17 protein-coding genes and 1 tRNA gene are annotated in these 18,065 nt (G+C 65.1%); 8 read left to right on the top strand and 10 right to left on the bottom strand.

Annotation, left to right across the window (positions count from 1 at the left end; genetic code table 11):
- Nucleotides 1-204 precede the first annotated feature (204 nt).
- Nucleotides 205-294: transfer RNA gene (locus AC1ZV1_RS19890), tRNA-Ser, on the bottom strand.
- Nucleotides 295-455: 161 nt separating this feature from the next.
- Between AC1ZV1_RS19890 and earP the strand changes: the two genes are divergently transcribed.
- The gene (gene earP, locus AC1ZV1_RS19885; protein ID WP_484293259.1) at nt 456-1,583 is read left to right on the top strand and encodes an elongation factor P maturation arginine rhamnosyltransferase EarP; all 1,128 of its coding nucleotides are present in this window, start codon (nt 456-458) and stop codon (nt 1,581-1,583) included.
- Between the two features lie 42 nt (nt 1,584-1,625).
- Complete coding sequence (gene efp, locus AC1ZV1_RS19880) at nt 1,626-2,192, top strand: elongation factor P (RefSeq protein ID WP_017517001.1); 567 nt, start codon at nt 1,626-1,628, stop codon at nt 2,190-2,192.
- Between the two features lie 77 nt (nt 2,193-2,269).
- On the opposite strand, the gene AC1ZV1_RS19875 is transcribed toward efp, so the two are convergent.
- The 3 genes from AC1ZV1_RS19875 to AC1ZV1_RS19865 form a co-directional block, all read right to left on the bottom strand.
- Entirely contained in the window at nt 2,270-2,698 is a 429-nt protein-coding gene (locus AC1ZV1_RS19875) for an organic hydroperoxide resistance protein (RefSeq protein ID WP_138214829.1), read from the bottom strand.
- A 172-nt stretch (nt 2,699-2,870) separates the two neighbouring features.
- Nucleotides 2,871-3,320: a MarR family winged helix-turn-helix transcriptional regulator gene (locus AC1ZV1_RS19870; RefSeq protein WP_484293258.1), complete on the bottom strand. Its 450-nt coding sequence runs from the start codon at nt 3,318-3,320 to the stop codon at nt 2,871-2,873.
- Nucleotides 3,321-3,382: 62 nt separating this feature from the next.
- Nucleotides 3,383-4,339: a LysR family transcriptional regulator gene (locus tag AC1ZV1_RS19865; RefSeq protein WP_484293257.1), complete on the bottom strand. Its 957-nt coding sequence runs from the start codon at nt 4,337-4,339 to the stop codon at nt 3,383-3,385.
- A 103-nt stretch (nt 4,340-4,442) separates the two neighbouring features.
- Here AC1ZV1_RS19865 and AC1ZV1_RS19860 point away from each other — a divergent pair, with 103 nt between their 5' ends.
- Complete coding sequence (locus tag AC1ZV1_RS19860; protein ID WP_484293256.1) at nt 4,443-5,189, top strand: sulfite exporter TauE/SafE family protein; 747 nt, start codon at nt 4,443-4,445, stop codon at nt 5,187-5,189.
- A gap of 6 nt (nt 5,190-5,195) precedes the next feature.
- Here AC1ZV1_RS19860 and AC1ZV1_RS19855 read toward each other — a convergent pair whose 3' ends face one another.
- Nucleotides 5,196-6,047: a LysR family transcriptional regulator gene (locus tag AC1ZV1_RS19855; protein WP_484293255.1), complete on the bottom strand. Its 852-nt coding sequence runs from the start codon at nt 6,045-6,047 to the stop codon at nt 5,196-5,198.
- 94 nt (nt 6,048-6,141) lie between these two features.
- Between AC1ZV1_RS19855 and AC1ZV1_RS19850 the strand changes: the two genes are divergently transcribed.
- The 3 genes from AC1ZV1_RS19850 to AC1ZV1_RS19840 all read left to right on the top strand — a co-directional run bounded on the left by AC1ZV1_RS19850 (nt 6,142) and on the right by AC1ZV1_RS19840 (nt 8,198).
- Nucleotides 6,142-6,375: a DUF1127 domain-containing protein gene (locus AC1ZV1_RS19850; protein ID WP_484293254.1), complete on the top strand. Its 234-nt coding sequence runs from the start codon at nt 6,142-6,144 to the stop codon at nt 6,373-6,375.
- Between the two features lie 71 nt (nt 6,376-6,446).
- Complete coding sequence (locus AC1ZV1_RS19845) at nt 6,447-6,917, top strand: DUF3291 domain-containing protein (RefSeq protein ID WP_484293253.1); 471 nt, start codon at nt 6,447-6,449, stop codon at nt 6,915-6,917.
- Between the two features lie 60 nt (nt 6,918-6,977).
- A complete protein-coding gene (locus AC1ZV1_RS19840) occupies nt 6,978-8,198 on the top strand; it encodes a winged helix-turn-helix domain-containing protein (protein WP_484293252.1) in 1,221 nt (406 codons plus the stop codon).
- A 34-nt stretch (nt 8,199-8,232) separates the two neighbouring features.
- Here AC1ZV1_RS19840 and loiP read toward each other — a convergent pair whose 3' ends face one another.
- Both loiP and AC1ZV1_RS19830 read right to left on the bottom strand, forming a co-directional pair.
- The gene (gene loiP, locus AC1ZV1_RS19835) at nt 8,233-8,994 is read right to left on the bottom strand and encodes a metalloprotease LoiP (protein WP_484293251.1); all 762 of its coding nucleotides are present in this window, start codon (nt 8,992-8,994) and stop codon (nt 8,233-8,235) included.
- A 129-nt stretch (nt 8,995-9,123) separates the two neighbouring features.
- The gene (locus tag AC1ZV1_RS19830) at nt 9,124-10,470 is read right to left on the bottom strand and encodes a class II 3-deoxy-7-phosphoheptulonate synthase (protein ID WP_484293250.1); all 1,347 of its coding nucleotides are present in this window, start codon (nt 10,468-10,470) and stop codon (nt 9,124-9,126) included.
- Nucleotides 10,471-10,884: 414 nt separating this feature from the next.
- On the opposite strand from AC1ZV1_RS19830, the gene AC1ZV1_RS19825 reads away from it, so the two are divergent.
- A complete protein-coding gene (locus AC1ZV1_RS19825) occupies nt 10,885-11,646 on the top strand; it encodes a spermidine synthase (RefSeq protein ID WP_484293249.1) in 762 nt (253 codons plus the stop codon).
- Nucleotides 11,647-11,665: 19 nt separating this feature from the next.
- Here the strand turns inward: AC1ZV1_RS19825 and AC1ZV1_RS19820 are convergent, their stop codons facing one another.
- The 3 genes from AC1ZV1_RS19820 to AC1ZV1_RS19810 all read right to left on the bottom strand — a co-directional run bounded on the left by AC1ZV1_RS19820 (nt 11,666) and on the right by AC1ZV1_RS19810 (nt 15,963).
- A complete protein-coding gene (locus tag AC1ZV1_RS19820) occupies nt 11,666-13,333 on the bottom strand; it encodes a ShlB/FhaC/HecB family hemolysin secretion/activation protein (RefSeq protein ID WP_484293248.1) in 1,668 nt (555 codons plus the stop codon).
- A gap of 84 nt (nt 13,334-13,417) precedes the next feature.
- Complete coding sequence (locus AC1ZV1_RS19815) at nt 13,418-14,914, bottom strand: collagen-like triple helix repeat-containing protein (protein WP_484293247.1); 1,497 nt, start codon at nt 14,912-14,914, stop codon at nt 13,418-13,420.
- A 257-nt stretch (nt 14,915-15,171) separates the two neighbouring features.
- A complete protein-coding gene (locus AC1ZV1_RS19810; RefSeq protein WP_484293246.1) occupies nt 15,172-15,963 on the bottom strand; it encodes a crotonase/enoyl-CoA hydratase family protein in 792 nt (263 codons plus the stop codon).
- Between the two features lie 338 nt (nt 15,964-16,301).
- Here AC1ZV1_RS19810 and AC1ZV1_RS19805 point away from each other — a divergent pair, with 338 nt between their 5' ends.
- Nucleotides 16,302-17,999, top strand: a complete 1,698-nt coding sequence (locus AC1ZV1_RS19805) for a DEAD/DEAH box helicase (RefSeq protein WP_484293245.1) — start codon at nt 16,302-16,304, stop codon at nt 17,997-17,999.
- Nucleotides 18,000-18,065: the final 66 nt, after the last annotated feature.

Raw genomic sequence — 18,065 nt, 5'->3', positions numbered from 1 at the left:
GGTGTCAGGCGAGGTCTGGGACGGCTTTGCGGCCTGTGGAACCAAGCTGTCAGATGACTGTCGACAATGGTCGGAGAACTGTTTAATCGCCGTTGTGCATTTGTCGTACTGACAACTTGCAACTCGGTCGAAACGGGTGAAGAAAGTGTGAAGCGGAAAACGAAAAAGCCCGGCTAATTGCTTAGCCGGGCTTTTTCATGAATCTGGCGGTGAGGGAGGGATTCGAACCCTCGATACGATTTCTCGTATACACACTTTCCAGGCGTGCTCCTTCAACCGCTCGGACACCTCACCAGATTTCTCGACAGCGCTGTGTCTGTCGAGGCGCGCACTTTACTCAAAGGTTTCTTCCTTGGCAAATGTTTTTTGAAAATTTTTTCCAAGGGATTCATCGGCTTAAGGAGCACGGGCTGGATCGCGGGTACACTGGCGCCATCTGATCCTCGAGAAAGCGCATGGCCAGCTGGGACATCTTCTGCAGCGTAGTCGACAACTACGGCGATATCGGCGTCACCTGGCGGCTGGCTCGCCAGCTGGCGAGCGAACACGCGCAGCAGGTGCGGCTATGGGTGGATGATCTGGCGGCCTTCGTGCGCATCTGCCCGGGCGCCGATGCGGCCGCCAATGTGCAGCGGCAGTCCGGCGTGGAAGTGCGCGTCTGGCCGAGGCGCTGGCAGGCGACTGCTGCTGCCGACGTGGTGATCGAGGCCTTCGCCTGCAAGATGCCAGCCGCTTATATAGAAGCGATGGGGCAACGCCGAACACCATCGCTGTGGCTGAACCTGGAATACCTCAGTGCCGAGCCGTGGGTGGAGTCCTGCCACGGATTGCCGTCGATGCAGGCCAGCGGCTTGCAGAAGTACTTCTATTTCCCGGGTTTCACGCCGGCGACTGGAGGTTTGCTGCGTGAGGGTGATCTGATCGCCCGGCGCGATGCCTTCCAGGCAGACCCGGCATCCAGTCTTCGCTTCCTCGACCGTCTCGGTGTGCAACCGCTCGCCCATGAGCGACGCATCTCGCTGTTCGCCTATGAAAACGACGCAATGGGTGGCTGGCTCGACGCACTGGCCGGCAGTACCGCTGCCACCTTGTTGCTGGTTCCGGAGGGCAGGGTGCTCGCGGACGTCGAACGCTGGGTCGGGAAGCGTCTGGCGGTAGGAGAGTCTTACCAGCGCGAGTCGCTGCGCTTGCAGGTGCTGCCGTTCGTTCGTCAGGAGGACTACGACCTGTTGCTGTGGAGCTGTGATTTCAACGCGGTGCGCGGCGAGGACTCCTTCGTGCGGGCGCAGTGGGCGGGGCGGCCATTCGTCTGGCATATCTACCAGCAGGAGGAGGACGTCCACCTGGAGAAGCTGGAGGCCTTCCTGGCGCTCTTCGTTGAGGGATTGGACAAGACGCTGAGTTCGGATCTGCAAGCGTTCTGGATGGCCTGGAACGGACGGGGTGACACGGTTGAAACCTGGCGAACGTTGGAAAGACGCTTGCCGGAGTGGTCGGCGGGGATTGGCGATTGGCAGCGCCGATTGAGCGAACAAACCGATCTTGCTGCGGGGCTGGTGCGTTTTTATACAAATTGGCTATGATATGGCCCCTGATTTTTGTCTCCAATCCAATCGGATAATCGTATGAAAACCGCACAAGAGTTCCGCGCTGGCCAGGTTGCCAACATCAATGGCGCCCCCTGGGTCATCCAGAAGGCCGAGTTCAACAAATCCGGCCGTAACTCCGCGGTCGTCAAGATGAAGCTGAAGAACCTGCTGACTGGTGCTGGCACCGAGACCGTGTTCAAGGCCGACGACAAGCTGGAGCCGATCATCCTCGATCGCAAGGAAGTTACCTACTCCTACTTCGCGGACCCGCTGTATGTCTTCATGGACACCGAGTTCAACCAGTACGAGATCGAGAAAGACGACCTGGAAGGCGTGCTGACCTTCATCGAAGACGGCATGACCGACGTCTGCGAAGCGGTCTTCTACAACGAGAAAGTCATCTCCGTTGAACTGCCGACCACCATCGTTCGCGAAATCGTCTACACCGAGCCGGCTGTCCGTGGCGACACCTCCGGTAAAGTGATGAAGACCGCTCGCCTGAAGAACGGTGCTGAAGTCCAGGTTTCCGCGTTCTGCGAAATCGGCGACTCGATCGAGATCGATACCCGCACCGGCGAGTACAAGTCCCGCGTCAAGGCCTGAGCCTGATACGAGACAGAAAAAAGCCCGGCTGATGCCGGGCTTTTTCGTTTCTGCCGTTCTGAAAGATGAGCGCTGAATCAGACGCTGACGTTCAGGCGCACATCGATGTTGCCGCGGGTGGCGTTGGAGTAGGGGCAGACCTGGTGGGCCTTGGCGACCAGCTCTTCGGCCTCGGCCTGGTCCAGCCCTGGCAGGTTGATGTTCAGTTCCACTTCCAGGCCGAAGCCGCCGGGGATCTGGCCGATGCCGACCTTGCCGGTGATCGAGGCGTCCGCCGGGATCTGTTTCTTGCTCTGACTGGCGACGAACTTGATGGCGCCGATGAAGCAGGCCGAGTAGCCGGCGGCGAACAGCTGTTCCGGGTTGGTGGCTTCGCCGCCCGCGCCTCCCAGCTCGCGCGGAGTGCTCAGTTTCACGTCGAGGATGCCGTCCGAGGAGACGGCGCGGCCATCACGGCCTCCGGTGGCGGTAGCGGTGGCGGTGTAGAGGGCTTTGATGGTTTGCATGGTGGTCTCCGATTAGGTGTCAGGTAGGTCTGGTTGGGAATGTCTTGCTGCTTAATGTTTTGTGCGCTAAGCAGTTCGTGAGGAGAAAGTTAGTTCTATTTAATTTAGTGCGCAAGATAATTATTGGAAGATTTCTGACTAAGGAACCCGCAGCTTTGGCATAAGCGCCGGATTACGGGGCTTGTAGATGTCCGCGCAGGTCCACGAGCTCCTCCTGGAGGCGCTTCAGACTGTCCAACGTTAGACCGCTACTGGCCAGGATGCAGGCTGGGATGCTCTCCGCCTGTCGGCGCAGCTCACGACCTTTGTCGGTCAGGCGCAACTGCACCACGCGCTCGTCCGCCTGGCTGCGGGTGCGGGTGATCAGGCCCTCGGCCTCCAGACGCTTGAGCAAGGGGGTGAGCGAACCGGGGTCGGTGAGCATGCGCGAGCTGATCTCGCCCACGGTGATGCCGTCCTCCTCCCACAGCACCAGCATGGCGATGTACTGCGGGTAGGTGAGGCCAAGCTCCTGCAGTAATGGCTTGTAGACCTTGGTCATCTGCAGGGAAGTGGAGTAGAGGGCGAAGCACAGCTGGTTATCCAGCTTGAGGGCTTCGCAGGAGGGTTCTTGCTGAGTCATGGCGTGCTCCTGGCTGGGCGCTCGAAGCGAAGAGGTGATTGCGCATTAATTTAGCGCGATGGTTAATTCTTGAACAGCGCTTCCGCAAGGGCCGCATCCCACGGCGGCGGGAAACCGAAGCGTTCCAGCAGGAATGCCAGCAGGCGTTCGCTGCGCGGGTGGGTGCCGCGCTCCAGCCGCAGCGCATGGATGACGCCAGGCTCGGGTTCGGGAAGACCGTTCTCGCAAAACAGCGGCAACAGCTGGCCGTTGATCAGGTACTCGCTGCACAGCCAGGTGGGCAGGTGGGCCAGACCGATCCCTTGCAGCGCGCCTTCCACCAGCGTTTCGGCATTGTTCGCGGTCATGCGCAGCCGGCGCGGGCGAAGGTGCTGCAGCTTGCCGTCGATGAGGAAGCGCCAGGCCAGCGGCGGCGCCAGGCCCTCCCAGTCGAGGCCGATGTGCTCCGGCAGCTCCAGCGGAGAGGCCGGCCTTCCCTGTTGCTGCAGGTAGCCTGGGCTTGCGCAGACGATCCGCCGCATGGGCGCCAGGCGCGTGGCGACCAGACGACTGTCGGGCAGTGTGCCGATGCGCAGGACCAGGTCGACCTGGCCGAGGTTCTCCCCGCGGGTGTCGGTGAAGCTGTCGATCAGCCGCAGTTGCACGTCCAGGCCGGGATTGGCCGTGAGGAAGTCGGCCAGCGCCGGGGCAAGATGGCGGCGGCCGAAGGGTACCGGTGCGTCGATGCGGATCAGGCCTTCTGGCGCAGTGCTCAGGGACACCGCTTCTGCTCGCGCCTGGCGCAGCTCGCCGACGATCCGCCGCGCCCGTTCGGCGTAGGCCAGGCCAGCGGGTGTGGCACGCACGTGGTGGGTGCTGCGCACCAGCAGGGTCGAACCCAAACCCTGCTCCAGGGAGTCCATGCGTCGTGCCACCGCCGACGGCGTGAGCTGGCGGAGGCGACCGGCTGCGGAAAAGCTGCCGTTGTCGAGTACGTCCAGGTAGAGGTCGAGCTGATCTTCGAGGCTGGAAGGATTCATGGGGGTATGGCTATGCAGAAATGGCAAAGCCATTGTGCTGCGCTTTGCGTTTCCCATCCAGCCGGGGTTTTCTAGCATGGGCGCATTGGTGTGGAGGTGCGTCATGTGGGATCTGGTGGTGGACGTTTTGCTCGGCATCGTCCTGGGCAGCCTGGGTGGGCTGTTCGGCATCGGTGGCGGGCTGCTGGCGATTCCGGCGTTGGGCGTGCTGTTCGGGCTGGATCAGCAACTGGCGCAGGGCACCGCGTTGGTGATGGTGGTGCCAAACGTGCTGCTGGCGATCTGGCGTTATCACCAGCGCAACCGTATCGATTTCGCCCAGGCCGGCGTGCTGGCGCTGACCGGCCTGGTCTGCGCGTTCTTCGCGTCGAGCATTGCGGTGAACCTGGATGCCCGCAGCATGCGCACGGCCTTCGTGGTGTTCCTGGTGCTGCTGGCGCTGTATCTGCTGGTGCGGTTGTTCCAGCGCGTGCCACAGGGTGGCAGCACGCCGCGTTACGGCCTGCCGTGGATGGGCGTTCTGGGGCTGGGCGCGGGATCTCTCGGCGGCCTGTTCGGCGTAGGCGGTGGAGTGCTGGCGACGCCGGTGCTGACGTCCGTCTTCGGCCTGACCCAGGTGATTGCCCAGGGCCTCGCGCTGGCGCTGGCAGCGCCCAGTACAGGGGTGGCGCTGGCGACCTACGCGCTGCACGGCCACGTGGACTGGCGCATGGGTGGTGCGCTGGCGCTGGGCGGGCTGCTCAGTATTTCCTGGGGCGTTCGGCTGGCCCATGCACTGCCGGAGCGTCAGCTGCGGATGGCCTTCAGTGCCTTCCTGATCGTCTGTGCGGTACTGCTGGCGGTGCGCTGAGCCGACTTATGAGCGGAAGCCTTCGATGATGTACTCGGCCAGCTTGTCGGTCACCGGCGTCATCTTCTGCCCGCGCAGCAGCACGATGCTGGCGTTGGGCAGCGCCGGCAGGCCTTCGTCCTCGCCGATGATCCGCAGATTGCCGGTGAGCAGGCTGCGCAATTGCGCGGTCACCGCCAGTCCAGCGCTGGCCACGGCGAACAGGGCCGACAGGCTCGGGCTGCTGTAGGCGATTCGGTAGTCCACCTCCATCGCTTCCAGTGCGTTGCAGGCCCAGGCGCGGCAGAAGCAGGCGGTGTTGAACATTGCCAGCGGCAACGGGCGTTGATCCTGCGGGCAGAAGCTCTCGGCGGCCATCCAGACGAAGGATTCCTGGCGCAGCAGTTGGCCGATCTCGGTGCCCGGCTCGCGGGTGACGATGGACAGGTCCAGGTCGTTGCGCATCAGCAGTTGGGCGGACGAGTCGCAATGCACTTCCACCTGGACCAGCGGGTAGGCTTCGGCGAATCGCGAAAGGATGCTGGGCAGGAAGCGCATCACATAGTCGTCCGGCGTGCCAATCTTCACCGAGCCGACCATGTGCGGCTGGCGGAAGGTGTTGAACACCTCGCCCTGCAACCGCAGGATGCGCCGCGCGTAGCCCAGCAGAATCTGTCCTTCCGGTGTCAGGCGGACCTGGCGGCCGTCGCGCTCGAACAGGCTGCGCTCCAGCACGTCTTCTTCCAGGCGCTTCATCTGCATGCTCACCGCCGACTGGGTGCGGTTGACCATCTCGGCCGCGCGGGTAAAGCCGCCGTGGTCGGCGATCGCGACGAAGGTGCGCAGCAGTTCGCTGTCGATGCTGGGGAAGCTGCTCATTCATCAATCTCCGAGATGGGTCGCATAAGAATGATTCGTTGGATTGATCTTAGCGCGAGCCTGAAACTGCATCCAACCCCACAGGGAGGGAAGCATGATGAAAGGTCAACTCGGTTTCGTAGCAGCGTCCTACCATGTCCATAAAGTCTCCGCTGTGCCGCTGTGGAAGCGCGCCCTCCAGCGTGTCCAGCATTGGCAGAAGCTGGCCCGCCAGCGCCGTGAACTGGCGACCATGAGCGATGAGGCGCTCAAGGACATCGGCTTGAGCCGCGCCGATATCCAGCAGGAGGTCGAGCGCCCGTTCTGGATCGATCATGCCGGTCGTTGAGCCTGTCGGGCGGCACGAAGCCACGCCGTGCCGCCCGACTTCGTGACCATGGAAACACTGCAAGGAAGACCATGACCGCTCGCTATCATCTCGCCCAGGTCAATATCGCCAAGGCCCGCGCCCCGCTGGACCATCCCCTGATGAAGGGCTTCGTCGACCAGCTCGATCACATCAATGCCCTCGCCGAGCGCAGCCCCGGCTTCGTCTGGCGCCTGCAGACGGAGGAGGGCGATGCCACTGCCATTCGCGTCTTCGACGACCCGCTGATCATCGTCAACCTGTCGGTGTGGGAGTCAGTGGAGGCGCTCAAGGACTACGTCTATGGCGGCGAGCACCTGCAGGTGCTGCGCAGCAAGCGTGACTGGATGGAGCGTCTGCCTTCGCCGAGCCTCGCGCTCTGGTGGCTGCCGGCTGGCGAGCTACCGGACGCGTCCATGGCCCGTGAGCGCCTGGAGCATCTGCGGCTGGAAGGGCCTTCGAGCGAGGTCTTCACCTTCGCCCGTCCCTTCCCGATGCCCGAGCGACTCGGCGAGCCGGCCTGATGCGGCGGCGCAGCGCAATTGGCGTTAGGCTCTAGGGCTTGCCCAGCCCTGGAGCCCACGATGCCGACCGCCGAATCCTTGTCCCTCAAGCAAGCCCGTCGACTGGCCCTCGCCGCCCAGGGCTTCACGCTGCGCAAGCCGGGTGGCGAGGTGCAGCGGCGTCATGTGCGCAGCCTGCTGGAGCGCCTGGGTGTGCTGCAGATCGACTCGGTGAACGCGCTGGTGCGCTCGCACTACCTGCCGCTGTTTTCGCGCCTGGGCAACTACTCGCCGACGTTGCTGGAAGAGGCTGCGTGGAGCGGTGGGCGGCATCGTCGGTTGTTCGAGTACTGGGGGCACGAGGCTTCGCTGTTGCCGCTGGAGCTCTATCCGCTGATGCGCTGGCGCATGCGCCGGGCTGCGGAGGGGCGAGGCATCTACCAGCAACTGGCGCGCTTCGGGCGCGAGCAGCAACCGGTGATCCGGCGGGTGCTCGACGCCGTGCGCGAGCAAGGTGCGCTAGGCGCTGGCAGCCTGACGACCCGCGAGGAGCGGGCTGGCCCCTGGTGGGACTGGAGCGACGAGAAGCATGCGCTGGAGTGGCTGTTCGCGGCCGGCGAGGTGACGGTCGCCGGGCGGCGCGGTTTCGAGCGCTTGTACGACTTGCCCGAGCGGGTACTGCCCGTCGAGCTGTTGCGACAACCCGAGCTGGACGAAGACGAGGCGCAGCGCCAGTTGCTGCTGCGTTCGGCGCAGGCGCTGGGGGTGGCGACCGAGAAGGACCTGCGTGATTACTTCCGCCTGGATCCCGCTGACAGCAAGGTGCGGTTGGCCGAGCTGGTGGAGGCGGGGGAACTGCTGCCGGTGAAGGTCCAGGGCTGGCAGGCGCCGGCGTACTGCCTGGCGGACCCGGTGATTCCGCGCAAGGTGCGCGCCAGTGCCTTGTTGTCACCCTTCGATTCGCTGGTCTGGGAGCGCGCCCGGACCGAGCGGCTGTTCGATTTCCGCTACCGCCTGGAGATCTACACGCCGCAGCACAAACGCGTTTACGGCTACTACGTGCTGCCGTTCCTGTTCGACGAGCATCTCGCCGCACGGGTCGACCTGCGTTCGGATCGTGCGGCGGGCAGGCTGGTGGTGCATGCCGTGCATGAAGAGGAAAAGGGCCTGAGCGAGGCGGGACACGCCGCGCTGGCGCAGCACCTGGCGGAGATGGCGAACTGGCTCGGGCTGGAGCGGGTGGCCGTGAACTGCCGGCGACCGTCTGGTGAGCGTCTGCAGGGATTGCTGGCGCAGGCCTGAAAGAAAACGGGCCTCCGAAGAGGCCCGTCTGGCATTACTTGCCGCTGGCGATGCGCTGGCGGATGTGGTCCGCGCGCTGCTGCGAGCCCGGGTGCGAGTCGAACATGCTGCTCTCCTTGCCGCCGCTGAGCTTGGCCAGCTTGTCGAAGGCGGTGGCCAGGCCTTCCAGTTGGATGCCGCGCTTCTTCAGCAGGTCGAAGGAGTAGTCGTCCGCCGCCGACTCCTGGGATTGGGAGAACTGCGCGTTGACCAGTGCTTCGCCAATCTCGCCCAGTTGCGACTGCGACAGCGCAGCCACGGTGGCATTGCCCGAGGCGGCCGCGGCGTTGCGTGCGGCGGCGGTGGCGTAGGCGGTCTGGGTGGCTTTCTTGATATGGCCGAGGGCGACGTGACCGATTTCGTGGCCGAGCACACCTTCCACTTCGTTGTCGTTCATCAGGTCCATCAGGCCCGAGTACACGCGCACGCAGCCGTTGGCCATGGCGAAGGCGTTGACGTCGTCGGTGAGGTAGACCTTGTAGTTGACCGCGGTGCCGGTAAGCGGATTGCCCAGGGCGGCGGCGATCTTGTCCAGGCGCTGGGTGTAGGGGCTGGAGGCCGGGGCGATCTGCGCTTCGGCGTCCTGCTTGGCACAGGCCTCGTCGGCGACCTGCTTGATCTCGGCGTCGCTGAGGGTGGCGGCCTTCATCGCCATCATGCCGGACTGCATGAGGCTGTCGGTGTTCACGTTCTGGCAGCCGGAGAGGGCGGCGCTGGCGCCGATCAGCAGGGCGAGCAGGGAGCGGTGCAGTTGCATCGAAATCTTCCTTGGTTGACGGTTTCCATGGCGCGGCGGCTGCCGCGCGGGGCGCCACTCTAGGTAGACGCCCCGGCACCGTCAATTGCGGGAAGCGATTTCAGGCCTGTGCTGAGACGTCTGTCAGGTTCAGCGACGGACCTGTTTCAGCGTTTCCGCGATCAGGAAGGCCAGCTCCAGCGACTGGTCCGCGTTCAGGCGCGGATCGCAGTGGGTGTGGTAGCGGTCGCTCAGGCCATCCTCGGTGATCGGCCGCGCACCGCCGATGCACTCGGTGACGTTCTGCCCGGTCATCTCGATGTGGATGCCGCCGGCATAACTGCCCTCGGCCTGGTGCACCTCGAAGAACTGCCGGACCTCCGCGAGGATGCGCGCGAAGTCGCGGGTCTTGTAGCCGCTGGAGGCCTTGATGGTATTGCCGTGCATGGGATCGGAACTCCACAGCACCTGCTTGCCCTCGCGCTGCACGGTCTGGATCAGGCGCGGCAGCCCGTCGCCGACCTTGTCCGCGCCCATGCGCACGATCAGGTTGAGGCGACCGGGCTCGTTGGCCGGGTTGAGGATGTCGATCAGGCGGATCAGCTCCTCGCTGTCCATGCTCGGGCCGACCTTCACACCGATGGGGTTGCCGACGCCACGCAGCATTTCCACGTGCGCACCGTCGAGCTGGCGGGTACGGTCGCCGATCCACAGCATGTGCGCCGAGCAGTCGTACCAGCCCCCGGTGAGGCTGTCGCGACGGATGAAGGCTTCCTCGTAGTTCAGCAGCAGTGCTTCGTGTGCAGTGAAGAAGCTGGTCTCGCGCAGCTGCGGGGCGGTATCCAGGCCGCAGGCGCGCATGAAGGCGAGGGTCTCGTCGATGCGGTCGGCCAGTTGCTGGTAGCGCTCGGACAGCGCCGAGTTGGCGATGAAGTCCAGGTTCCACTGGTGCACCTGGTGCAGGTCGGCGAAGCCGCCGCCGGCGAAGGCGCGCAGCAGGTTCAGCGAGGCGGTGGACTGGTGGTAGGCCTGTAGCAGGCGCTCCGGGTCCGGCACGCGGCTCTTCTCGTCGAAGCCGATGCCGTTGACGATGTCACCCCGATAGGCGGGCAGGGTCACGCCGCCGATGGTCTCGTCGCCGGAGGAACGCGGCTTGGCAAACTGGCCCGCCATGCGGCCGACCTTCACCACCGGACAGCCGGCCGCGAAGGTCATCACCACGGCCATCTGCAGCAGCACCTTGAAGGTGTCGCGGATCTTCGCCGCGGAGAACTCCGCAAAGCTCTCGGCGCAGTCGCCGCCCTGCAGCAGGAAGGCACGGCCGGCGGTGACCTCGGCAAACTGCCGGCGCAGCTCGCGCGCCTCGCCGGCGAACACCAGCGGCGGGAAGCTGGCCAGGGTGCGCTCGACTTCGCTCACGCGGTTGGCATCGGGGTAAGCGGGCTGTTGCTGGATCGGCTTGCTTCTCCAGCTATCGGGGCTCCAGGGCAGGCTCATCGGCGGCTCTTCGCGGCTATGGACGGTATCCGCCCATGGTATCAGCTCGGCTTTTTCCCCGCGCGTGGCGGCGGGTGTGCAGAAGAAGGGGGGACATCCTTGTCCAGGGGAAACTCTGTGATGGAGGTGACTGTGCTGCGCGCGATCAGCCGTCCGCGCAGCACGCGAAGGCGTACGGGCGCTGAAAAGTCGGCGGGAGATGGTGTCGTTCGGCGGGATCGCGAAGGGCGTTGCGCTGGCGCATGCTCGGTTGTGCCTCGTGGGCTGTTATTCTTGCGGCCCGGCGGTCGTGGCTGGCCGTCTTGTTTTGAAGGATTATTGCGTGCGCGAGCCCCTGTATTTCAATGGCAATCCGTGCCGTTCGCCGTTCCTGGCGGACCGCATTGTCACGTCCGCTTCGGCCTGGAGCGGGCGATGAGCGAGGAGTTGCTGAGCGAAGAGCTGCTGATCGTCGAGGAACGCGATGACTTCGGCGTGATTCGCATCGTGGAAAGCGGCGCTTTCCGCTACCTGGAGTTCGGCGATGAGGTCGAGCAGAGCTGTGTGCTGAAGGGCGATCCGAGCTGGCTGGAGTACGACTACTCGCGCGCCATGCTGGTCGGCGCGCTGTGCCACTCGCGTCCGCGCCGTGCGCTCTTTCTCGGCTTCGGTGCGGGCAGCCTGACCCAGGCCTGCCTGAAGCATCTGCCGCTTGACGAAGTGGAGGCCATCGAGCTGCGCCCGTCCATCCCGCGCCTGGCCCGCGAACACCTTGGCCTGGTGGACGATGCGCGCCTGACTCTGCGTATCGGCGATGCCGTGCAGGAACTGTCAGCATGCGAGCCGGCGGACCTGATCTTTCTCGATCTCTACACCGATACCGGGCCCGCGCCGGCACATATCGGCTGGGATTTCCTGGGGACCTGCCGCGAGCGCTTGCGGCCGGGCGGCTGGCTGGTGATCAACCAGTGGAGCACCGACGATGGCCGGCCGCTGGGCGCCGCTCTGCTGCGTGGGCGCTTCAACCGACACTACTGGGAGTGCCCGGTGCCCGAGGGCAATGTGATCGTCTTCGTGCCCGCCGAACTGGACCAGACGCTGAACCTGCGTGGCCTGAAGAAGCGCGTCGGTCAGCTCGAGCCGAAGCTGGGCTATTCGCTGCGCACCTATATCGAGTCACTGCGCCCGGCGCAGTGACTCTCTGCCAGCGAGCCCGTCAGGGGAACTGGTAACTGAAGGTGAAGTTCAGCCGTGGACTGCGTTCGTTGTTGTCCAGCGCGCGGTCGCCGAAGGGCTTGGCCACTTCCGCCGATACCAGGTAGTGCTTGCGGTCGGAGAGGCGCACGCCGATTGCCGCCGAGCCGAGCTTGGCTTCCGTCAGCCCGTCCTGGTTGTAGTGGGTGCGCGCGGTGTCGGCGACCACGTAGGGCTGGATCTGGCTGAGCAGCGTGCTTTGCCGCAGGAAGGAATAGTTCACCTCATAGGAGGCGCCCCAGCCCTTGTCGCCAGTGGCCTGGTCGTCGGGGTAGCCGCGACCGAAGTTGGCGCCACCGTACGTGACCTGCTCGGAGTCCGGCAGCACGTCGTCGCTCCACTGGAATGCGGCGGTCACCACGCCCTGCCAGTTGGAGCCGAACTGATCCTGCTGCGCACCGTAGCCAAGCAGGCGGGTGAAGTCCTTCTTCACCGGTTCTGGCGTTTCAGCGCCCATGCCGCTGAGACCCTGGTAGACCGCCATGCTGCCGGCGCGCACGCGCTTCTCGGCGAACTGCTGGACGACCGTTTCTACGCCGACCACCCGCAACTTGCTCTTCTGCTCGATGCGGTAGGGGATGTCGGGATAGACCAGGTCGTAGCGGCTGGAGTCGTTCACCGTATAGCCGCGCAGGGTAACGTCCCAGGTCAGGTCACGGCGCAGCATCAGTGGCAGGCCGAGGCCGGCGCTGACCCGCTCGTTCTGCCGGTGCCGCTCGAACTCCAGGCCGTTGGCCAGGCGCAGGTTGTCGCCCGGGCGCGAGTTGTACTTGGAGTAGCCGGCCTGCAGCTGAACACCGTTGTCGCCCAGCAACTGGCTGTAGTTCCAGGCGCGGTAGTACTCGTGGTCGTCGCCCGGCGGATACAGGTAGCTGTACTGCAGTTGCTCGCCCCAGCCGAGCATCGACATCACCTCGGCATTGAAGATGCCGCGCTGCTGGTTGCGCCGTGAGTCCAGGTTCATGCCGGTGTCGAAGCGCTTCTGCTTGCCGGCCAGCTCCAGCACCGCGCCACCGTCGCTGGTGGTGGGCGGGTTGAGCGCCATGGCCATCTGCAGGCCGGGCACTCGGCTCATCAGTACGCTGAAGCGCTCGAAGCTCTCGCGGGTCAGCGGTTTCTCGGACTTGAGCCTGTCGATCCAGCGGTCCACCCGCGCCTGGTGTACGCCCAGATCGCCGTTGCTGCGGACCTGGGCGATGTGGCCTTCGACCAGAACGATGCGCGCAACACCGCCGCTGAAGTCCTGGTTTGGCACATAGGCGAAGGAGATGAAGTAGCCGTCGTCCTGGTAGCGCTGGGTGATGGCCTTGGCTGCCGCCACCAGCTCGCTGACCTGGATGCTGCGTTTCGTCAGCGGCTCCAGCAGTGGTTTCCAGGTTGCGACCGGGTAGTGCTTGCCGCCGGCCAGCTCGATGCGCTTGATGCGGATGTGTTGCTGGAGAATCTGCACCGGTTGGCTGGCCGCAGGCTGTGGCGTGGTGACTTTGGGGGCCTTGGGGCGAAGCTCGCCGTCGGGAAGGTTGGGGCGGGGGAGGGTCTGTTCGATATCGGAGCCGGGAAGCTGGATCGGGCGCTCGGCCCAGGCGAAAGGTGCAGCCAACAACAGGGGCAGGACAGCAAGTTTGCGCATCTGGCTCCTCCATGAGACCGACTTCGGAAAGGGACCAGGAGCCGTGGGTGGCTCCTGGTTACCACAGTATGGGTGGAAATCGGATTATTGCTTGGGCGTACCGATCGCCAATCCACCACCCAGTCCGCCGGTCACACCACCCAGCGCGCCACCCACGGCGCCCAGCGTATTGCCCAGCAGGCCTCCCTGACCGCTGGTGCCGCCAGTCGTCCCGGCGCCGGCCCCGACTGCCACACCCGAGCCCTGGGTGTTGCTGCCGATGCCAACGCCTGCTCCTGCAACCAGGCCGCCGCCACCGGTGAGGCCGCTGGTGACGCCGCCAAGGGTGCCGGCCACACCATTGACCAGACCGCTGACCGGGTTGCTGCCGCCCGTGGTGCCACCCAGGGAACCGGTGAGACCGCCGACTGCCCCGGTCACGCCGCTGACCAGGCCGCCCACCGGATTGCTGCCGCCCGTAGCTCCGCCCAGAGAACCGGTGAGACCGCCGACTGCGCCGGTCACTCCGCTGACCAGGCCGCCGACCGGATTACTGCCGCCGGTGGCGCCGCCCAGGGAACCGGTGACGTTGCCGAGCAGGCCGCCGCCCGGGTTGCTGCCATTGACCAAGCCGCCGGCCGCGCTGACTGCCTGACCCGTATTGCTGACGATTCCGCCGACCGGAGCGAGTGCCGGATTCGCACTGGCTACCTGGTTGCCTGTCTGGGTCACAACGCCGCCGACGGTGGTCAACAGGTTGTTCACCGGCGTTCCCAGTCCGGTGGCGGCGCCGACGCCGCGAGTGGTTCCTTCGACCGTGCCGACCAGCCCGGCGGTGGTGCCGCTGAGCTGGGTGGTCAGCTGACTCAGCGGGCCGGTGGTGACTGCGCCGGAGAGAGAGTCGCCGAGCATGGTGATCTTGTTGCCCACGCCGTCCACCAGACCGCCGACCTGGCCGGTCACGCCATTGAGCGGGGTGTTGGCCAGTATCGGGGCATCGCCGATGGCGGCCACGGTATCGCCCAGGCTGCTGACTGCGCCGCCGGTGTGGCTGACCAGGCCGGTAGCGCCGGCAACGGTAGTGCCCAGTGCGTTGGGGTTGTTGCCCAGTTGGCCGAGGCCGTCGGTGACGCCCTTGCCGACGCTGTCGACACCCGCACCTACCTCCTGCACCACGTTGCCAGCGTTGTCGGTGACGCCGCTGCCGAGCACGGGGACATTGAGCGTCTTGACCACGGCGCCCACGGTGGAGACTGTACCGCCAACACTGGAGACCGCTTCGCCGGTGTTGGTCAGTACGTTGCCCGTGGTGCTGGCCGGCGGTGTGGTGGTGCCGCCGTCAGTACCGCCGTCGCCGCCACCGTCAGTGCCGCCGGTACCACCCGTTCCTCCGGTGCCGCCCGTCCCTCCAGTGCCGCTGCCGGAACCATCGCTACCGGTACCGCCACTGCCGCCGCTTCCGGATCCGGACCCGGAGCCATCGTCGGTGGTACTGCTGTCGGAAGAGCGGTGATGACTGCTGCCGCCGTGGCTGCTGCAACCTTGCAGCGACAGGGCAACGACGAGAAGGGAAAGGGCGAAGACGCGGATCGGACCAGACATGAGAAGTTCCTCCATGAGAACGTCAGTCAGCTGGCTATCCGGTCGGTATCCGGCGAGTCGCTGAGCTGCTCTGGAGTCAGTTCTAGAGGTTTGTTTTCAGGCGCGAAATTGGAACTTGTATATAGTCGTTTTGTGACTTTCAAGTATTTGATTTTTAAGTAAAAACTAAAGGATTATGACCGCCTTTTCGGCGTTTCTAATACCTTGGATATAGCGCTTTTCGCACGATGGTTCCGCTTTGTGTTTTTCGGGGTTGCTCATTTGCCCTGGAAGCGGCCTTCGCGGCGCTCGATCATGGCATTCAAACCCTCTTTCGCGTCCTCGGTGGACAGCAGCTCACTGGCCATTGCCGGCAGCAGTTTCGCCGCCGCTTCCTCCCCCTCATCGAGGCTGCGGCGCGCCGAGGCGAGCGTGGCGCGGATGCCCAGCGGCGCCTGGGCGGCAACCCGCTTTGCCAGCCACAGCGCTCGGGGCATCAGCTCTTCCGGTGCGGTGACTTCCTGCACCAGGCCGATGCGGTAGGCCTCGTGGGCGTCGAACGGATCGCCGGTGAGCAGCCAGCGCATCGCATTGCCCCAGCCCGCCACCTGGTGCATGCGCAGGGTGGCGCCGCCGAAGGGGAAGATGCCGCGTTGCACTTCGAGCTGGGCGAAGCGCGCGTTGCTGGCGCACAGGTTGATATCGGCGGCGAGCATCAGCTCGATGCCCAGGGTGAAGCAGTAGCCTTGGGCGGCCACCAGCAGCGGCTTGGTCAGGCGCCGGCCGCCGAAGGTGCCCCAGGGGTCGGCTGAGCCTTCAGGCATCGTCCAGCCGGAGCGGAAGGTTTCGCCAATGCTGGCCAGGTCCAGGCCGGCGGTGAAGTGGTCGCCATGGGCGAACACCAGTGCGCAGCGCAGCTCGTCATCGCGCTCGTATTCGCCGAAGGCCAGGACCAAGTGGGTGAGCATCTCCAGGTCGAAGGCGTTGCGCTTGTCGACCCGATTCAGACCGAGCAGCAGGACGTGGTCCTGTCGTTCGACGGTGATGCGCGGTTCGCTGCTGGCGGTCATCGGCGGGCTCCGGTCAGGTGGCTTGCACGGTATAGCCGGCAGGGACGGGCTTGTCCACGGTATGACCGTTCGCCGGGCATGTTCCGAAAAGAAACACATTGGTCAGGATTTTCCGGTATGATACGCGCCGGCCAAACGCTGGCCTCGTTTCGGATCCCGCATTTTTCCGCAGCTTTGACGCTCGGTCTGTGTGTCCGCAGTGCGGACTTCCTTGACGCATTCTTCCAATCTTCATTTCGCAAATCCCCGCTTCCAGCTGCCTGGGTGACTTCATTGTCGTACAGGGCATGCGCAGCTCGGCTATTGGGTCTTTGCGGATGTACTTAGAGGCAAAACCCATGACCCAGGAAACCGCCGGCTTCGCCGCGCTCGGTATTCATCCCAGTATTCTCGCTGCCATTGCCGCTGTCGGTTATGAAGAGCCGTCGCCGATCCAGGCCCAGTCGATCCCGGTGATCCTCGAAGGCCACGACATGATCGGCCAGGCCCAGACCGGTACCGGCAAGACCGCTGCCTTCGCGCTGCCGCTGCTGTCGAAGATCGAGCCCAGCCGCCGCGTTCCGCAGGTGCTGGTACTGGTACCGACCCGCGAACTCGCGCTGCAGGTCGCTACCGCTTGCGAAACCTACGCCAAGCAGATGCCGGGCGTCGGCGTCGTTGCCGTCTACGGCGGCGCCCCCATGGGCCCGCAGCTGAAAGCCCTGCGCCAGGGTGCCCAGGTTCTGGTCGCCACTCCGGGCCGTCTGTGCGACCACCTGCGCCGTGACGAGAACCTGCTGTCCACCGTCGAGCGCCTGGTCCTCGACGAAGCGGACGAGATGCTCAAACTCGGCTTCATGGACGACCTCGAAGTGATCTTCGAAGCCATGCCCGCCAGCCGCCAGACCGTGCTGTTCTCCGCGACCCTGCCGGCCTCGATCCGCAGCATCGCCGAACGCCATCTGAAAGAGCCCAAGCACGTCCGTATCGCTGCGAAGACCCAGACTGTCGCCCGCATCGAGCAGGTCCACCTGATGGTCCACGCGGACCAGAAGCCGGCCTCGATCCTGCGCCTGCTGGAAGTCGAGCAGTTCGACGCGCTGATCGGCTTCGTCCGTACCAAGCAAGCCACCCTGGATATCGCCGAGCTGCTCGAGCGCCAGGGCTACCGCGCCGCCGCGCTGAACGGCGACATGCCGCAGGCCCAGCGTGAGCGCGTGATCGAGTCCCTGAAGGATGGCTCGCTGGATATCGTCATCGCCACCGACGTCGCCGCCCGCGGCCTGGACGTGGCGCGCATCACCCACGTACTGAACGTGGACATGCCCTACGATCCGGAATCCTACGTGCACCGTATCGGCCGCACCGGTCGTGCCGGCCGCGAAGGTCGTGCACTGCTGCTGGTGACTCCGCGCGAGCGCCGCATGCTGCAGGTGATCGAGCGTGTGACCGGTCAGAAGGTTGGCGAAGTTCGCCTGCCGGATGCCGATACCGTCCTCGAGGCACGTCTGAACCGTCTGGCCACCGGCCTGCAACCGCTGCTGGCCAACGCCGTAGCCAGCCGTGGCGCCGTGCGTGACGAACTGTGCCGTCGCCTGGGTACCGACATGGACACCCTGGCTGCCGTGCTGCTGGCCAAGCTGACCGAAGGCAAGGCGCTGGACCTGGAGTCGGTCCGCCGCGAACAACCGCTGACCCCGGCCGCTCCGCGTGAGCGCAGCGACCGTTACGAGCGCAGCGAACGCGGCGATCGCCCCGAGCGCGGTGACCGTCCCGAGCGCAGCGGCGCCCCCCGCACGATGGCTCCGCCGTCGGAAGGCAAGGCCCGTTGCCGTACCGCCCTGGGCGCCCGTGACGGCGTACAGGCGAAGAACCTGCTGGGCGCCATCCTCAACGAGGGCGGTCTGTCCCGCGAGGCCATCGGCCGCATCCAGATTCGCGAGACCTTCAGCCTGATCGAGCTGCCGGAAGAGAACCTCGACCGTCTGCTGACCAAGCTCAAGGACACCCGCGTTGCCGGCAAGGCCCTGCGCCTGCGCCGTTATCGTGAAGACTGATTCGTCAGTCTCTCGCGCATGAAAAAGCCCCGCCTTGGCGGGGCTTTTTTGTTTCCGGCATCCCTG

The sequence above is a fragment of the Pseudomonas sp. BB438 genome, assembly GCF_057180225.1.
This window is presented reverse-complemented; position numbering and strand designations above follow the sequence as displayed.

Bases quoted from the DNA above. Each gene is read 5' to 3' on its own strand.
- earP (WP_484293259.1), top strand. From the start codon at position 456: ATGGCCAGCTGGGACATCTTCTGCAGCGTAGTCGACAACTACGGCGAT.
- efp (WP_017517001.1), top strand. From the start codon at position 1,626: ATGAAAACCGCACAAGAGTTCCGCGCTGGCCAGGTTGCCAACATCAAT.
- AC1ZV1_RS19875 (WP_138214829.1), bottom strand. From the start codon at position 2,698: ATGCAAACCATCAAAGCCCTCTACACCGCCACCGCTACCGCCACCGGA.
- AC1ZV1_RS19870 (WP_484293258.1), bottom strand. From the start codon at position 3,320: ATGACTCAGCAAGAACCCTCCTGCGAAGCCCTCAAGCTGGATAACCAG.
- AC1ZV1_RS19865 (WP_484293257.1), bottom strand. From the start codon at position 4,339: ATGAATCCTTCCAGCCTCGAAGATCAGCTCGACCTCTACCTGGACGTA.
- AC1ZV1_RS19860 (WP_484293256.1), top strand. From the start codon at position 4,443: ATGTGGGATCTGGTGGTGGACGTTTTGCTCGGCATCGTCCTGGGCAGC.
- AC1ZV1_RS19855 (WP_484293255.1), bottom strand. From the start codon at position 6,047: ATGAGCAGCTTCCCCAGCATCGACAGCGAACTGCTGCGCACCTTCGTC.
- AC1ZV1_RS19850 (WP_484293254.1), top strand. From the start codon at position 6,142: ATGATGAAAGGTCAACTCGGTTTCGTAGCAGCGTCCTACCATGTCCAT.
- AC1ZV1_RS19845 (WP_484293253.1), top strand. From the start codon at position 6,447: ATGACCGCTCGCTATCATCTCGCCCAGGTCAATATCGCCAAGGCCCGC.
- AC1ZV1_RS19840 (WP_484293252.1), top strand. From the start codon at position 6,978: ATGCCGACCGCCGAATCCTTGTCCCTCAAGCAAGCCCGTCGACTGGCC.
- loiP (WP_484293251.1), bottom strand. From the start codon at position 8,994: ATGCAACTGCACCGCTCCCTGCTCGCCCTGCTGATCGGCGCCAGCGCC.
- AC1ZV1_RS19830 (WP_484293250.1), bottom strand. From the start codon at position 10,470: ATGAGCCTGCCCTGGAGCCCCGATAGCTGGAGAAGCAAGCCGATCCAG.
- AC1ZV1_RS19825 (WP_484293249.1), top strand. From the start codon at position 10,885: ATGAGCGAGGAGTTGCTGAGCGAAGAGCTGCTGATCGTCGAGGAACGC.
- AC1ZV1_RS19820 (WP_484293248.1), bottom strand. From the start codon at position 13,333: ATGCGCAAACTTGCTGTCCTGCCCCTGTTGTTGGCTGCACCTTTCGCC.
- AC1ZV1_RS19815 (WP_484293247.1), bottom strand. From the start codon at position 14,914: ATGTCTGGTCCGATCCGCGTCTTCGCCCTTTCCCTTCTCGTCGTTGCC.
- AC1ZV1_RS19810 (WP_484293246.1), bottom strand. From the start codon at position 15,963: ATGACCGCCAGCAGCGAACCGCGCATCACCGTCGAACGACAGGACCAC.
- AC1ZV1_RS19805 (WP_484293245.1), top strand. From the start codon at position 16,302: ATGACCCAGGAAACCGCCGGCTTCGCCGCGCTCGGTATTCATCCCAGT.